The organism is Streptomyces sp. NPDC008238, assembly GCF_042956445.1.
GTDB lineage: Bacteria > Actinomycetota > Actinomycetes > Streptomycetales > Streptomycetaceae > Actinacidiphila.
In genome coordinates this window covers 740,675-756,160 of record NZ_JBIBGK010000001.1, presented here as the reverse complement: position 1 = coordinate 756,160, position 15,486 = coordinate 740,675, and the positions used below count along the sequence as shown (strand labels likewise).

Below are 15,486 nucleotides of genomic sequence, written 5' to 3'. Positions count from 1 at the left end.
GGTGAACGACCGATTGGCGCTGCTCGCCGCTGTGGAGAAGGGCATCGCCGAGGGCGAGGTGCTCCGGCTGGCGCTGCAGCACGCGGTCGCCGAGTTGAACGGGCTGGGTGGCACGGTCCACCTGTGCGGGCCGATGTCGGCGCTGCGTCTGGTGTCCACGGTCGGCCTGTCACCGGGGGCCGTACGTCCCTGGGAGATCATCGACCAGGAGAGCCCGGCGGTCCCCGCCCGCGCGGTGCGCCGGTGCGGCCGCGTGTGGGCCGCCGACGGGCCGGCCGGCGCCGTCCGCCCCGGGGCGGAGGCGGGGAAGGGCTGGCCCGGCACGGGGCTGGCGTCCGTGGCGCTGTCGGACGGCGTGAGTTCCGTGGGGTCGCTGACCGTCGTGACCGGTACGGGCGGGGAGCCCACGGAGGAGCAGTGGCGGTTCCTCGAGGCGGTGACCGCCTGGGCGCAGGAGCGGGTGGACCAGGCCCCGCCCCCGACCCGCCCCACGCACGAGGAGCCCAGCGGCAGCCGGCTGCGGCAGGCCCTGAAGGCCGTCGAGGTGGGCACGTGGGACTGGAACATCCGCACCGGCGAACTCGCCTGGGACGACGCGGCGATGGCCGTCTACGGCACCGCTCCCGCCGACTTCGTGCCCCGGGTCGAGAGCTGGATGAAGGTCGTCCACCCCGACGACCTGCGGTGGACGCTCGCCGCCGCGGAGAAGGCGATCCGGGACCGCGGGATATTCGAGGCCGAGTACCGGGTGCGCCGCCCCGACGGCAGCTACGGGTGGACGGAGACCCGCGCCAAGGTCGTCCTGGACGACCGCGGCGAGCCGTACCGGATGATCGGTACGGCGTGGGAGAGCAACGAGTCGCGGTCCGCGCGCGACGCGCTGAGCCGCGCCCTGCGGTACATGAGCGACGGCTTCCTCTCCGCGGACGAGGACTGGCGCATCACCTTCGTCAACCTGGAGGCGGAGGACGTGCTCGGCTCCTCCGAGGAGGAGTTGTTCGGCCGGGTGCTCTGGACGCTGCCGTCGCTCCGGCAGATCCCCGGGCTGGAGTCCCGCTGCCGCGAGGCCGCGGCCAAGGCGGTGCCCACCAGCTTCGACGTCCGGATGCCGGACACGGGCTCCTGCTACCAGGTCCGGCTGGTGCCGCTGCCGGACGGGGTGACCCTCTACTTCACCGACGTCACCGAGCGGCGCAGGCACGAGGCCGAACGCGCCGCCGCCGAGCGCGCCGCCGGTGAACGCGCGACCAGGATCGCGGAGCTCACCGCGGCCCTCGCCAAGGCGACGACCTCGCGCGACGTGGTGGACGCCGTCGCCCAGCGCGTGCTGCCGCCGTTCGCCGCCACCGGGCTGCTGGTGCAGGCCCTGGAGGACGGCAGGGCCTACAACGTGGGGTCGGTCGGCTACCCCCAGTCCTTCCTCGACAACCTCCACGGCCGTCCCCGGGGCGCCAACGACCCGGTGTGGGAAGCGATCTCGACCAGCGGGCCGGTGTTCGTCTCCTCCGCGGAGGAGTACGCGGCCCGCTACCCGGCGATGGCGGACCGCCCGCACCTGACGGGGAAGGGATCGTGGGCCTTCCTGCCGCTGAGCGCCTCCGGGCTCACCTTCGGGGTCTGCGTGCTCGCCTTCGACCGGCCGCGGCGTCTGACGGACGAGGAGCGCACCCTGCTGAGCGCCATCAGCGCCCTGGTCGCCCACGCCCTGGAACGCGCGCGGCTGTACGACGCCGAGCACACCCGGTCCCGGGAACTGCAGAGCGCCCTGCTCCCCCAGCAACTGCCCGGGCTGCCGTCGTGCACCCTCGCCGCCCGCTACCTGCCGACCGAGCAGGGCGCGGACGTCGGGGGCGACTGGTACGACGTGATCCCGCTGTCCGCGGGCCGGGTCGCCTTCGTCATCGGCGACGTGATGGGCCACGGCCTGTCCGAGGCGGTCACCATGGGACGTCTGCGCACGGCGGTCCACACGCTGGCGGGGCTCGAACTGCCGCCCGACGAGATCATGGGACACCTCAACGACATCGTCGGCGGGCTCGGCGCGGACTCCTACGCCACCTGCCTGTACGTCCTCTACGACTCGACCACCGGCACGTGTTCCGTCACCCGCGCCGGGCACCCCCCGCCCGCGGTCGTCCATCCCGACGGGACCGTGCGCTTCCCCAAGGCCGCGCCGAACCCTCCCCTGGGCGCCGCGGAGCAGCCGTTCGAGAGCGTCGAGCTGCAGGTCCCGGAGGAGAGCCTGCTCGTGCTCTTCACCGACGGGCTGGTCGAGTCCTCCGAGCGCGAGATCGACGAGGGCCTGGGCGACCTCGCGCGGCTGCTGACCGCCGCCGACGCCACCGACCTGGGCGCGCTCTGCGACACCCTCATCTCGGGACTGCTCCCCATCGGGCGGACCACCAGCGACGACATCGCGCTCCTGGTGGCCCGCGTCCACGCGCTCGCCACCGAGCGGATCGCCTGCTGGCCGCTGCCCGAGGACCCGCGGGCGGCGGGGACGGCCCGCCGGCTCGTACGGGAGCAACTGGCCACCTGGGGCCTGGAGGAGCTGACGCCGACGACGGAGCTGCTCGCCAGCGAGCTGGTGGGGAACGTCGTGCGCCACGGCAGGGGCCCGATGACGCTGCGGCTGCTGCGGGACATCGACCTGGTCTGCGAGGTCTCCGACGACAGCCTGACGATGCCCCGCATCCGCCACGCGTCCGAGACGGACGAGGGCGGGCGGGGGCTGCAGCTCGTCGCGTCCCTGTCCCAGCGGTGGGGCACCCGCTACACCCCGAACGGCAAGTGCATCTGGACGGCGCAGCAGCTCCCGGACCCCGAGGCCGTCGCGCCGTCGCCGGAACCGTTCGACATCGACGCGGTGCCGCCCCTGCAATGACCGGCCGGACGGCCGGCTCCCCGAGGGCCGACGGGGTCAGGACCGCCCGAAGCCGTTGAGGAAGGCGTCCACCACGAGGTCCGCCGCCCGCGGGGGTTCCACCTCGGGGAAGCGGTGGGCGACGGAGTCCACCAGCTGGTCGAGGACCGCCCTCACCCACTCCGGGGAGGCCTCGGTCCGCAGATGGCCCTCGTCCGCGGCGCGCCGCAGGAAGTCGTCCAGTCGCGCGCTCTGCTCCGCGCGCCGGCGGTCGGCGTCGGGGTCCTGCTGCATCATGCGGCGTGTGTCGACGGGCCACTCGCGGCTGACGGGGACGATCCCCTCCACGTAGCGGTGCAGGGCGACGGGCACGGGCGCCTCGGTGAGCCGCGCATCGTCGAGGACGCGTTCCGCCGAGTCGAGCTTCGCGTGGAAGACGGCGTTGAGCAGGGCCTCGCGCGTGGCGAAGCGGCGGTGGACGGTCGTCCGGTCCACCCCCGCCGCGGTGGCGATGGCGGACATCGAGGTGCCCGGGTCCTCGGCCAGCAGCCGGGCCCCGGTGCGCAGGACCACGGCGAGGTTTCGTGCGGCATCGGCTCTCATGATGGCGCCATCGTAACAGCGAGTCGCAGTTAGACGTACATCACCCTCACGACCGCTGCATCCGGAATTGATAGTGCTACATTGGTGTTGCAGTTACTCGACGAGCTTCCACAGTGATCCCGGTTCCGCCCATCGGCCCGGGAGCGCTCGTCACAGGACAGGAGGAACCTTCCATGGCACGTACCTGGCTGATCACCGGTGGTTCGCAGGGCCTCGGCAGGGCCCTCGCCGTCGCGGCCCTGGAGGCGGGCGACCGGGTCGCGGTGACCTCGCGCAGGCCGGAGGCGCTGGCGGACCTGGCGGAGGCACACCCCGGGCGGCTCCAGAGCCTCGCCCTGGACATCACCTCGCCCTCGCAGGCACGGGACGTGGTCGCGGCGGTGGTCGAGCGCTTCGGCGGCCTCGACGTCGTGGTCAACAACGCGGGCTACGCCACCAACGGCACGGTGGAGGACTTCCCGGAGGACGAGTTCCGGGCACAGGTCGAGGCGAACCTCTTCGGCGTCGTCAACGTGACGCGGGCGGCGCTGCCCGTACTGCGCGGCCGGCGTTCGGGACACTTCGTGCAGATCTCCTCCATCGGCGGCCGCGTCGGCGGCACGCCGGGCCTCAGCGCCTACCAGACCGCCAAGTTCGCGGTCGCGGGCTTCTCCGAGGTGCTGGCGAACGAGGTGGCCCCGCTCGGCATCAAGGTGACCATCGTGGAGCCGGGCGGCATCCGCACCGGCTGGGCCGCGGGCGCCGCGCTGACCTCGGGCCCGATCGGCGCCGACTACGAGCAGACCGTCGGCCGGTGGCAGGAGCGCTTCACGGCCTACAGCGGCCACGAGCCGGGCGACCCGGCCCGCATGGCCCGCGCGATCGTCGACGTCGTCGGCGCCGAGGAGCCCCCGCGCCGCCTGCTGCTCGGCAGCGACGCCCTGGAGATCGCGCTGGGCGCGGAGGAGGCGCGGCTCACGGAGGCCAGGGCGTGGGCGCATGTCAGCCGCTCCACGGACCACCCCGCCGCACCCCTGTCCGCGTGACCCCGCGACCCTGCCCGCCCTCCCCCTCCGTCCCGACCCCTCGCCCCTCGTACCTCGCCCCTCGTACCGGAAGACGTGACTGATGAACGTTCGCGACATGCTCTACATCGGCGGCTCCTGGGTGACCCCCAGTGACCCGGACCTCCTCCTCGACATCCGTTCCCCGCACGACCAGTCGCTCCTCGGCCGGGTGGCCCAGGCGGCCGACGCGGACGTGGACGCGGCCGTCGCCGCGGCGCGCGAGGCCTTCGACCACGGACCGTGGCCGCGCACCGACCCCAAGGAGCGGCAGGAGGTGATCCGCCGGGTCAACGCGCTGCGCGAGGCCCGTGCCGACGAGATCGCGGCGGCCATCTCCGCCGAGAACGGTTCGGCGGGCTGGTTCACCAAGGCCGGCCAGCCGTTCCTGACCCGTCAGGTCGAGGCCTACCTCAAGGCCGCCGCGGAGCTCGGCTGGGAGGAGGTCCTCGCCCCCTCCGACCCCTCGGTGGACTTCGACACCGTCGTCAGGCGCGAGCCCGTCGGCGTGGTCGCCGCGGTCATCCCCTGGAACTCGCCCTTCTCCGCGGCCACGGCCAAGCTGACCCCGGCCCTGCTGGCGGGCAACACCGTGGTGCTGAAGGTCTCCCCGGAGAACTCGCTGAGCATGATGCTGCTGGCGGACCTCTTCCATGAGGCGGGGCTCCCGGACGGCGTGCTCAGCGTGCTCCCCGCGGACCGGGAGACCAGCGAGCACCTCGTCTCCCACCCGGACGTCGACAAGATCGCCTTCACGGGGTCGACCCGCGCCGGGCGGCGCATCGCCTCGATCGCCGGCGAGCAGCTCAAGCGGGTCAGCCTCGAACTGGGCGGCAAGTCCGCGGCCGTCGTCCTGGAGGACGCCGACCTGTCCGCCGTGATGCAGGGGCTGCGCTTCGGTTCGCTGGCGAACAACGGCGAGGCCTGCATCCTGCAGACCCGGATCCTGGCTCCGCGCAGCCGCTACGAGGAGGTCGTCACGGCCCTCAAGGAGATGGTGGAGTCGCTGAAGGTCGGCGACCCCTCGGAGCCGGACACCTTCATCGGGCCCATGATCCGCCGCGACCAGCAGCAGCGCGTGATCGACTACATCAAGCTGGGCATCGAGGAGGGCGCCCGCCTGGTCACCGGCGGTCCCGAGGTGCCGGCCGGTCTGGAGAAGGGCCACTACGTCACGCCCACCGTGTTCGCGGACGTCGACAACGGCATGCGCATCGCCCAGGAGGAGATCTTCGGCCCCGTGCTGGTCGTGATCGCCTACGACGACGAGGACGAGGCCGTGCGGATCGCCAACGACTCCGACTACGGCCTGTCCGGCGGCGTATGGAGCGCGAACCCCGAGCGCGCGCTGGCCGTCGCACGCCGGCTGCGCACCGGGACCGTCACCCTCAACGGCTCCCCGATGAGCTTCGACGGCCCGTTCGGCGGCTACAAGGCGAGCGGCGTCGGCCGCGAGTACGGCGCGGTCGGCCTGACCGGCTACGTCGAGCACAAGACGGTCACCCGCAGGCGGTGACTGTGCGGCCGCCGGGCCCGGACGGTGCGTGGCGCGCCCCGGGCCCGGCGGCCACGGGTTGGGGTCCGGGTCCGGTCGATGTCAGGGGGCCGTCGGCGTCAGGAGCCGTCGGCGTGCAGGTTCTTGACCTTGATCCAGTCACGGCTGCGGCGACCGGGCAGATACGTACTGGTCAACCGCTTCGCCACCACCCCGTCGTACCCCTCCTGCCGGATGTAGTGCAACGCCTCACTCGCCATCGCCGGCCAGTACGGCGGCACCACCACCCGCTCCCCCGACACCCCCAGATCATCCAGCAACGCCCGCCGCGCCGTATACGGCGCATGCAACACCGGCTCCCCCAAGTACAGGATGTCGTACACCACCAACCGCACCGGCATCGCCTCCGCGGCCTCCGCCACCGCCGCCGGATGCCGCAGACTCATCCGCCGCTGCAACCGCTCCACCGACACCCCACCGTGCTTCCCCAACGCCACCACCTCCCCGTCCAGCACCCCCACCAGACCCGGCGGCAACACCCCCGCCAACCCCCGCAACTCCGGATACCCCCCCGTCACGTCCTGCCCGATCCCCGACACCAACCGCACCTGCCCGTCCCCCGGCAGATACACCAGCACCCGCGCCCCGTTGAACAACGGCTCGAACCCGTACTCCGCCTCCACCTCCGCCCCCGGCAACGGACCCGCCACCGCCAGCATCGGCGACCACGCGGGCAGATCCGACCGAGCCACCGACCCCGCAGGAACACGCGTACCCATATACACCAGCATCCCCCCACACCCCCCGACCGGCGAATCAAACACCGCACGTCCCGGGCGGCGGGGACCCGCTCCCGGCCGGGCGGGCCGGGAGCGGGTCCACGCGGGGCGCGCGGCGATCAGGCGGGCGCGCCGCTGAACTTCGGGTTCGCGCCGTACTCGTTCTCCGAGGGCCCGCCCTCGATGCAGAAGAAGACCAGCAGGACGATCGCGCCGAGGAACGGCACGAGGCCGATCAGCAGCCACCAACCGGAACGACCGGTGTCGTGCAGGCGGCGGACGGAGACGCCGAGCGTGGGCAGGAGCACCGCGAGCGCGTAGACCGACTGCAGGTAGTCGAAGCCGATGGCGCGGCCGACGAACAGCAGCACGATGCTGATCACCAGGTTGACCAGCGCGAACATCCAGTACTCGGTGCGGCGCGCGCGCCCGCCGAAGACGGCGTACTTCCTGAGCACGTCCAGGTACCAGTGCATGCGGAACCCCCCAAGGTCGACGACCCGATGCCCGTCCGGAGCGGGCGGGCAGGCGGAATGTACGGTTTTGTAGTGTACAAGTCAAGACATTCGGCGGGAATCCGATGGTGGAGGAGCCCGGTCCGCTCCATGACGGTGCGGTCCTGCCGTCCGGGTGGCGGGCCGTCGGTCATACTCCGCGCTTTCGGGGGTAGACGGGGCGCGAACGGCCGGGCCCACCGGCCGGCACGCACACCCACAGCGGAGGTCCACCGATGTCCCCCCAGCCCCGAACGGGTCGGCCCACGGCGTCCATGACGTTCGACCACATGCTGGAGCGGGTGCGGTACGACGGCGTCTACCCGACCCGGGAACGGGCCGAGGAGGCCGTGCGGGCGGTGCTCGCCGCCCTGGGCAGGCGGCTCATCGGCGACGAACGCGTCGCCCTGGCCGCGTGCCTGCCCGTCGAGGCGGCCCTGGTCTTCACCGCCGAGATCCCGGAGATCCGGCCCATCACCTGCGGAGCCTTCGTCGAGGACCTGGCCGCCCGCACCGGCGGGACCCCGGCCACGGCCCGCTGGGACAGCTGCACCGTGCTGGCCGTGGTGGCCCGGCTGGCCGGCCGCGACCTGACCACGCGCGTCCTGCACCAGCTGCCCTGCGACTACGCGCCGCTGTTCGGCCGCGACGACCTCGTCAGCGCCGCCTGAGCCGGCCGCCCCGGGGCGGCTACAGGTGCCGCATCCACAGGTTGGACTCGGCGTAGACGCCCAGGTCCCGCTCGCGGTCGATCTCCACGAGGTCGAGCGCGCCCGGCACGACGTAACCGCCGGTGCGCGGGAAGACCATGTCCGCCCAGGCCTCCCACTCGGCCACGGTGCCGGGGATCACCATGGAGCGCGGCGCGGGCGCGAGGACGGTGGCCCCGAGCCGTTGATGGGTGCGGATCCAGGGGTCCAGGTGCAGCCCGTCGGGGCGCGTCCAGCCGGCGAAGTCCTCCATCCCCACCAGCGGGTAGCGCGCCTTGAGGGTGGGCCGTACCGGTGCGATCACACGCCGCAGTCCGGCCTCCACGGCGCGCTCGCGCAGTGCGGTGAGCACCTCGCCGGCGAGCCCGCCCCCGAGGCGGTCCGGACGGACGGCCGCGACCATGACGCAGAGGGTGTCCGGCACCGCGCGGGCCTCGTGCCCGGTCACCGCCGAGGCCAGGGCGCCGTCGTAACCGCCCGGCAGCGTCCCGGCCTCGCCGTCCCAGCGCAGCGGGACCCCCGCCCCGCCGGCCACCACCTCACCGCCGTCCAGCAGCAGCACGTCGAACCGCGGGAAGTACTCCAGCGCCCGGCGCCGGTACTCCGCCGAGGACGGCGCGTGCAGGATGAACTCCGGCCACCCGCCCCAGAGTGCGGCCCTCGCCTCCGCACGAAGGTCGAGGCGCTCGCCGGCTGTCACGATCTCCGTCTCGGGCACCCGCGGAGCCTAGCGCCGTCGCGCGACGGGGGCGAGCCACGAGCTGAGGACGAGGCCCGGGACGAGGGAAGTCGTCGTGCCGCACCGAGCCGTGTCCGCCGGCGGTGGCGCCGTCACCCCGTCGCCGTGGGGCGGCTGTTGCCCGTCACGGCGCTAGCTGAGCACCCACCGGGGCGGGTGCGCTGGGCCGGCCGGACAGATGAACACGTGGAGGTCCCGGTCACGGCCGAAGCGGAGCCGGGTGGGACTCGCGACGGCCCGTCCGCCGCGGATCGGGCCCGTCCCGTGCGTCGCCGGGTCGCGGTCCTCCAGCGGCACCCAGCTGTGCGGGGCGGCGTCTGTCTCGTGACCCGCGGCGGTCAGCAGCAACCGCATCGGGGCCGCGCAGGACCCGCAGTCGACGGTCATCGGGCCCGTCGACGCCCAGCTGGGAAAGCCGCCGACACGCCAGCCGGGTGGTACGGACAGGTCGGACTGGTAACTGAGGGCGTCGCGGCCGCCTTCCGGCACCTGGGCGTCGTCCCACGCGTCGATGCGCGCGATCAGCGCGGCGGGAAGGGCGTCGCCCTCCGCCCAGGGATAGGTGTCCACCTCCTCGGGGTGCAGGACGCAGGGTTCGGGGAGTTCGTGTTCCCACGGCAGAAGCGGCACTTCGGGGGCGGTGGACAGGTGCTGTCCGGCGCGCTCGGCCTCCGCGGAGCGCCGCCACCGCAGGTGGTAGCGGCGTTCCAGGTACGGGCCGTGGGTGAAGGGACAGCGGAACAGCTGTACGAGATCCGCGCCGCCGGGGCCGGAGGCCAGAGCGGGGACGTCCCGGCGGAAGATCTGGGCGAGTCCCACGAAGGGCACCGGTCCGTCCTCGCCGGGAGCTGCCGTGCCGGGCCACGGCCGCTGCGGCGGCCACGTGTCCGCAGCGCGGGCCCTGCGGATGTCCTCCGGCGCGTAGCCCTTCGTCTCGGGCCGGTGCGGTTCGGGGCAGACCGGCCAGGGTTCGCCCTCGGGCCACAGCATGGGCCCGCCGACATGGCTGTCGTGCCGGCCGGGCCGCCCCGGCCTGGGGTGCAGCCGGGTCGTACGACCCCGGTGGGCGGCCAGTTCGGGGAACACCGCTTCCACGGACACTGGTCTGGCCGGTGTCGTCCTCGTCATGCCCTGACCGTACGCGGCCGGGGAAACGCCGGGCGAACGAATACCGGGCGGTCGCCCGGGCCGGGTCACCGGGCCGGGGGTCAGGACTCGCGGGCGGCGGTGTAGGCGTCCGTCGCGGCCTGTTCCGGCGTGCGTCGGGCGGTTCCGCCCTTCGCCACGACGCGCGACGCGGCCCGCGCCGTCCCGTGGCGGCGCCGGGACAGGAGGCGGGTGAGGACCAGCGCGCCCGCGGCCGCGGCGACGAGCACGGGGATCGCGAAGAGCCCGGCGCGGTGCAGCAGTTCGGTGGCGGCCGCACCGGCGAAGTAGCCGAGCAGCACGTTGCCGACGCCCCAGACCAGCGACGCGGCGCTGCTGTAGAGGAAGAAACGGCGGTACGGCATGCCGGACGCCCCCGCGACGAACGGCAGGAAGGTGCGGACGAAGCCGACGAACCGGCCCGTGAACACGGCCGCGCCGCCGTGCCGGACCAGGAAGTGCTGGGCGCGTCCGACCCGGCTGTCGGGCCGTATGCGGTGGAGCCGGGTGCCGGGGTGTCGCTCGCAGTGCCGCCCCAGTGCGTAACCGAGGCTGTCCCCGGCCATGCCGCCGGTGACCACGGCGGCGGCCAGGAGCAGGGGGTCCAGGTCACCGCGGCCGGCGACGGCGGACGCCAGGAGGATGACCGTCTCGCCGGGGAGCAGCAGTCCGACGAACGCGCTGGTCTCCCCCGCCGTCACGGCGAACACGACGATGTACGTCCACCAACCGGCCGCCTCGATCAGACCGTCCACGTGCACGGCCGTCAGCCCGCCTGCCGCAGCGGGGCCGCGTCGGGTGCGGAGCCTGGTGAGCGCCGCCGGTGGGGCAGGAGGCGTGCGGTGAACCAGGCGAGCACCGGCACGCCCGCGGCCAGGAGGGCGCCGGCCACCGGGTCGTCGGCGGTGGCCACGGCCGCGGCCACCGAGGAGAGGGCCACCGCCGCGACGGCGATCCGCGCCCAGGCGGCCGGCACGGTGGCGACGACCGCGAACGCCGTCAGGAGGTACCAGCCGGCTCCCGCACCGGGCAGCGCGAAGTAGTCCGCCAGGTAGTCACGGGCCGGGGACGTCCCGCGCACCGGCACCCGCCCCATCGACGCGGAGAGCGCGAGCCCGGCACCGCTGGACAGCAGGAGCGCCACGGCGACGCGGACGTAGACCGCGGGGTGCCGGTGGGCCAGCCACAGCAGCGTCACCGCCATCAGGGGCCAGGGGGCCACGGAGTGGATCCGGTCGAGCACGTGTGCCGCGTCCTGCCCCAGCGCCGTCCAGCCGTCTCTCGCGGAGGGTGGTGGGTTCACGGCGGTCTCCTGATCAGCCGGGTCCGCGTCGCCACGGCGGCGCGTCGACATCGTCTTCCGATCAGGCAACCGGACTTGGCTCTCCGCTTATTTCCACCGTGACGCAGCTAACAGCGCACGCGCCCGCGGGCACGGCGGTCAGTTGAGGCCGTGCCGCCCGCGGTCCGGCGCCCGCAGGCCCTTGGCCTCGGCGTTCCCCAGCAGGGCGCGCCGGGTCTGGAGCGGGGTCGGCGCGGCCGGCAGGGGGCCGGTGTGGACCGGCCGGCAGGCCTCCAGCAGGAAGGCCACCAGGCGCCGCCAGGCGTGCGGCGCGGCGCCCCGGGTCACCTCGACGACCCCGGCGTTGGCCATGAGGAAGAGCAGGACGTCCTCCGGGACGACGTCCTCGCGCAGGGCTCCCGCCTCCTGGGCCCGGCGGACGAGTTCGGCCAGGGCCCGGCTCTGGCGTTCGCAGGAGCCCGCAGCCACCGGCGAGTTGGGGAGCCTGAGGACGAGCAGGTCGCTGATGCCGCGGTCGGCCGCCATGGCGGCGCACAGCCGCTCGACGAACGTGCTGAAGCCGGTCCACGGGTCCTCGCAGAGCAGCGCCTCCTCGGCGATGGCGCCGACCCGCGCCAGCTCTTCCTCGAAGGCCGCCTCGACGAGTTCCTCGCGCGAGGGGAAGCGCCGGTAGAGCGTGCCCGCGCCGACACCGGCGCGCTCGGCGACCTCGTCCAGCGGCGCGTCCAGGCCGCGTTCCTCGAAGATCTGGCGCGCGGCCACCACGATCCGCCGCCTGTTGCGCGCGGCGTCCGCACGCAGTCCCCGTTCGGCGGATCGGGGGCTCTCGGTCGCTGCCATGGGCCCAGTTTACCAAGTGGAGAGGATCCTCCGGAGCCGTCGTACGGGGGCGGCGCGGGCCGCGTCCCTACCGCTCGGCGGCGTCGTCCTCGGGCGAAGTAGCGGGCGGAATCGGGAAGTTGCGGTCGAAGACGTTCTGCGGGTCCCACTCGGCCTTGAGCCGGCGCAGCCGGGTGAGCGCCGGCTCGGGGAAGGCGTCCGTCAGGCGGGCCGGGTCGGTGTCCGTCTCGAAGCTCAGGTAGATGCCGTCCAGGTGCGGCCGCAGCCGGGCCCACTGGGCGTTCATGCGCGGGACGAGGTCCGGGGCGGTGGCGCCGAGGACGGAGAACTCCTGCGTGCGGTGCGACCAGGCCATGGCGTCCGCGGGGACGTCGTGCACGGCGCCGCCCATCGACCGGAACTGCATGATCAGGAGGTCGCCGGACCTCATCATCGCCTCGACGGTCTCCGCGGCCTCGCGGGTCATGTGCGGGAGCAGTCCGCTGCGCGTGTCCTCCAGGCCCTGCCCGCGGTGCCGGTTCCCGGGGGGTGCCACGATCGCGTGGTACGGGGCGAGTTGCGCCTGCTGGTCGAGGACCGGCCCGGTGGACAGGAAGGGCGTGAGGGCCTTCTGCGCCTCCTCGACGTCGTCCCCCGCGTACACCAGCGTGATCCGCGCGGTCACCGGGGCGCCGCGCCGTCCGGGGAAGAGGGACAGGAAGCTGCTGATCTCCCGCGGGGCGGCCTCGACCAGGCGGCCCCATTCCATCAGGAAGTCCGCGGTGTCGGTGGCGTCGACGACCAGCGTGGCGTAGGCGACGTCCTCGACCTCGTAGGCCTGCAGCTCGAAGGCCGTCACGATGCCGAAGTTGCCGCCCGCGCCGCGTACCGCCCAGAACAGGCCGGGGTGGTGGGCGGCGTCCACGCGGAGCCTGCGGCCGTCGGCGACGACGATCTCGGCCGCGGTGACGTGGTCGACGGTGAGGCCGTGCTTGCGGGCCAGGTAGCCGATGCCGCCGGCGGTGGCGAGCCCGCCGACGCCCACGTCGCCGTAGTCGCCGGAGCTCATGGCCAGTCCGTACGGGGCGAGTGCGCGCGCGACGTCCCCCCACCGCGCGCCGGGCTCCACGCGGACGCGTCCGGTGGACGGGTCGAGCACCTCGACCGCGTTCATCCGGGAGAGGTCGATGACGACCCCGCCGTCGTTCGTCGACCGGCCGCTGATGCCGTGGCCGCCGCTGCGCACCGCGACGGACGCGTGCTGGGCGCGTGCGTAGCCGAGGGCCGCCACGACGTCGTCGGCGTTCTCGGCGCGGACGACGAGGGCGGGCGATCCGGTGCGGGTGTAGGTGTGCCGCACGTCCTCGTAGCCGCGGTCGCCGGGCTCGACGGCCTTCCCGGCCAGGGAATCCGGGAGGGCGTCGTAGTCCAGGGTGCCGTGCCGGGCGGCGAGCACGGCCGCCGGGCGGCGCGGGGCGGTGCTCGTACCGGCGGCCGCCCGTTCGCGTGCGACGGCCTCGCGCAGGGCGGGCGCCACCTCCTCGCCGAAGGTGCGGATCACGCGTGGGTCGTCCCCGCCGATGAAGAACCCCGAGAAGCCGTCCTCCACGACGAGCGGGAGCAGTTCCTCGACCCACTGCGCGGGAGGCCCCTGGAGGTGGCCGCGCCGGACCGGGGAGAAGTCCACCCGGAGGATGTTGAGCAGGCGCCGGATCTCGCCGGGGTCGCGGCCCGCCGCGAGGGCGGCCTCGTCGATCGTCCTGCCGGCCTCGGCCGTCCCGGGGCTCCGCAGGTATTCGAGCGTGGGCAGCCAACCGTCGGCCTTGCGGCCGGTCAGGCGCAGCATCCGAGGCTTGTACGCGCCGAGCCAGACCCCGATGTCGTGGGCGGGACGCGGGCCGCGCTTCATCCCGGGGACGGAGTGGTACCGGCCCTCGTGGCGCAGCGGTCCGGGGGTGTCGTCGGCCCAGACGCCGCGGATGACGTCCAGGGCCTCCTCCAGCGCCTCCACGCCCTGGCCCGGCGTCAGGCGCCGGCCGCCCATGGCGTGCACGGCGTCGGGGAACGCGCCCGCTCCGAGGCCGAGTTCGAAGCGTCCCCCGGACAGCAGGTCCAGGCCGGCCGCCGTGCGGGCGAGCATCGCGGGAGGGCGCAGCGGCAGGTTCGTGACGTTCGCCGCGACGCGCAGGCGGCTCGTCCGCGCCGCGACCCAGGTCATGAGCGTGTAGGTGTCGAGGAAGTCCGGGTTGTAGGGGTGGTCCTGGAACGTCGCGACGTCCAGGCCCGCGGCTTCGGTGAGTTCGGCCAGGGCCACGGCCTGCCCGGGGTCGTGGGCGGTCGGGGTGATGAAGGTGCCGAGCAGGAGTTCGTGACCGTGGTCGGGCATGACGTCGTTCCTCTGGTTCTGCTGTCGAGCAGCTTATCTGCCTCGCAAATAATATAAAAGACAGCACATCTGTGGACCCACGTATTCCTCGGCCGGCTCGGGGCGGACGTGGAGTGGGACCGTGGCCGTGCCCCAGCACGCGAGGTCGCCGGCGGTGCGGCCGGGGCTGCGGGAAGCGCGGGGGTGCCTCCACGGCACCCCCGGCGGTCAGTTCGCGGAGCCGCGCCGTCCGCGGCGGGGCGAACGGGACGGGCGGGGCGCCTCTTCGGCGATCCCGAACTCGACGACGACCTGGCACGGGTCGGTCATCGCGTCGCGCCCGGTCACATGACGGGCGAGGGTGCACAGCATGCCGCGGAACGCCTCGCGCGACTCCTCCGGCAGGACGCCGAGCAGGTGCCGCTCGACCAGACCCACGCGGGCGCGCAGTTCCTCCCAGTGCCCGGCGCCGCGTTCGGTGGCGAACACGTGCCGGCTCCTGCGGTCGGCGGGGTCCGGCCTGCGCTCCACGAGACCGGCGGCCTCCAGGTCGTCCAGGAGGTAGGTCATCACCGTCCGGTCGACGCCGAGGCGTTCGGCGAGGGACTTCTGGCTGCCCGCCTCGCCGGCGGCCGCGGCCGCGAGCACGAAGTAGCCGCGCGGGCCGCCCGGGATGTCGCCGACGGCGGCGTCGACCGCCTTGGCGTACGCACGGAAGACCGCACCGATGGCGAGGCCGAAGTCGTCGTCCAGGCCGGACGGGACCGATGAACCGGACGGGCCGGACGGACCGGACACGCCGGAAGCGCCGGGCTCCGGGGCCTCCGCACCGAGGCTGCGCTGTGACGTCACGAACACACCCTAATTCACTTCGGTACGACATATAGTCTGCTTGACAGACCATCTTGCCCGCATAAGATCTGGCCGCACGGCTGCTGCCCTCCCGGCACGCGGCCGCGTCCGCCACGTCGGAGGACGCCGTCGCCGCACGTCCCTGACGGGACGCGCCGTCGGGGGCGCGCGGGGCGGCCGGGGCGGCGTGGGTGAGCCGATCGGGAATCGGCGCCTCGGGGCGGCGGCGGCCGAAAACAGTGAGTTCAGTGCCCGGGAAGCCCGCGGCGGGTCTG

General features: G+C 73.9%; 14 protein-coding genes. 4 read left to right on the top strand and 10 right to left on the bottom strand.

What is annotated here, in order from left to right; translation table 11 throughout:
• Position 1: 1 nt before the first annotated feature.
• Positions 2-2,884 (top strand): SpoIIE family protein phosphatase, encoded by a 2,883-nt coding sequence (locus tag ACFZAU_RS03490; protein WP_500550873.1) that lies wholly within the window; start codon positions 2-4, stop codon positions 2,882-2,884.
• A 36-nt stretch (positions 2,885-2,920) separates the two neighbouring features.
• On the opposite strand, the gene ACFZAU_RS03485 is transcribed toward ACFZAU_RS03490, so the two are convergent.
• A complete protein-coding gene (locus tag ACFZAU_RS03485; protein ID WP_500550872.1) occupies positions 2,921-3,466 on the bottom strand; it encodes a TetR/AcrR family transcriptional regulator in 546 nt (181 codons plus the stop codon).
• 173 nt (positions 3,467-3,639) lie between these two features.
• Between ACFZAU_RS03485 and ACFZAU_RS03480 the strand changes: the two genes are divergently transcribed.
• Complete coding sequence (locus ACFZAU_RS03480) at positions 3,640-4,491, top strand: oxidoreductase (RefSeq protein WP_500550871.1); 852 nt, start codon at positions 3,640-3,642, stop codon at positions 4,489-4,491.
• Positions 4,492-4,573: 82 nt separating this feature from the next.
• Positions 4,574-6,025 carry an aldehyde dehydrogenase gene (locus ACFZAU_RS03475; RefSeq protein ID WP_500550870.1) on the top strand — a complete coding sequence of 484 codons (1,452 nt, stop codon included), beginning with the start codon at positions 4,574-4,576 and terminating at the stop codon, positions 6,023-6,025.
• A gap of 98 nt (positions 6,026-6,123) precedes the next feature.
• Here ACFZAU_RS03475 and ACFZAU_RS03470 read toward each other — a convergent pair whose 3' ends face one another.
• Positions 6,124-6,795: an ATP-dependent DNA ligase gene (locus tag ACFZAU_RS03470; protein ID WP_500462745.1), complete on the bottom strand. Its 672-nt coding sequence runs from the start codon at positions 6,793-6,795 to the stop codon at positions 6,124-6,126.
• Between the two features lie 107 nt (positions 6,796-6,902).
• Positions 6,903-7,259: a DUF805 domain-containing protein gene (locus ACFZAU_RS03465; protein WP_499605053.1), complete on the bottom strand. Its 357-nt coding sequence runs from the start codon at positions 7,257-7,259 to the stop codon at positions 6,903-6,905.
• A 293-nt stretch (positions 7,260-7,552) separates the two neighbouring features.
• Here ACFZAU_RS03465 and ACFZAU_RS03460 point away from each other — a divergent pair, with 293 nt between their 5' ends.
• Entirely contained in the window at positions 7,553-7,948 is a 396-nt protein-coding gene (locus ACFZAU_RS03460; RefSeq protein ID WP_499605055.1) for a DUF2267 domain-containing protein, read from the top strand.
• 19 nt (positions 7,949-7,967) lie between these two features.
• On the opposite strand, the gene ACFZAU_RS03455 is transcribed toward ACFZAU_RS03460, so the two are convergent.
• The 7 genes from ACFZAU_RS03455 to ACFZAU_RS03425 form a co-directional block, all read right to left on the bottom strand.
• Positions 7,968-8,705, bottom strand: coding sequence for a hypothetical protein (locus ACFZAU_RS03455; protein WP_500550869.1), 738 nt, complete (start codon positions 8,703-8,705; stop codon positions 7,968-7,970).
• A gap of 153 nt (positions 8,706-8,858) precedes the next feature.
• Positions 8,859-9,854: a hypothetical protein gene (locus ACFZAU_RS03450; protein WP_500550868.1), complete on the bottom strand. Its 996-nt coding sequence runs from the start codon at positions 9,852-9,854 to the stop codon at positions 8,859-8,861.
• 80 nt (positions 9,855-9,934) lie between these two features.
• Positions 9,935-10,627, bottom strand: coding sequence for a DedA family protein (locus ACFZAU_RS03445; RefSeq protein ID WP_500550867.1), 693 nt, complete (start codon positions 10,625-10,627; stop codon positions 9,935-9,937).
• Between the two features lie 11 nt (positions 10,628-10,638).
• Positions 10,639-11,175: a hypothetical protein gene (locus tag ACFZAU_RS03440; RefSeq protein WP_500550866.1), complete on the bottom strand. Its 537-nt coding sequence runs from the start codon at positions 11,173-11,175 to the stop codon at positions 10,639-10,641.
• A gap of 138 nt (positions 11,176-11,313) precedes the next feature.
• Complete coding sequence (locus ACFZAU_RS03435) at positions 11,314-12,015, bottom strand: TetR/AcrR family transcriptional regulator (protein ID WP_500550865.1); 702 nt, start codon at positions 12,013-12,015, stop codon at positions 11,314-11,316.
• Positions 12,016-12,082: 67 nt separating this feature from the next.
• The gene (locus ACFZAU_RS03430) at positions 12,083-14,380 is read right to left on the bottom strand and encodes an LLM class flavin-dependent oxidoreductase (RefSeq protein WP_500550864.1); all 2,298 of its coding nucleotides are present in this window, start codon (positions 14,378-14,380) and stop codon (positions 12,083-12,085) included.
• Between the two features lie 207 nt (positions 14,381-14,587).
• Positions 14,588-15,211, bottom strand: coding sequence for a MarR family winged helix-turn-helix transcriptional regulator (locus tag ACFZAU_RS03425; protein ID WP_500550863.1), 624 nt, complete (start codon positions 15,209-15,211; stop codon positions 14,588-14,590).
• Between the last annotated feature and the right edge of the window lie 275 nt (positions 15,212-15,486).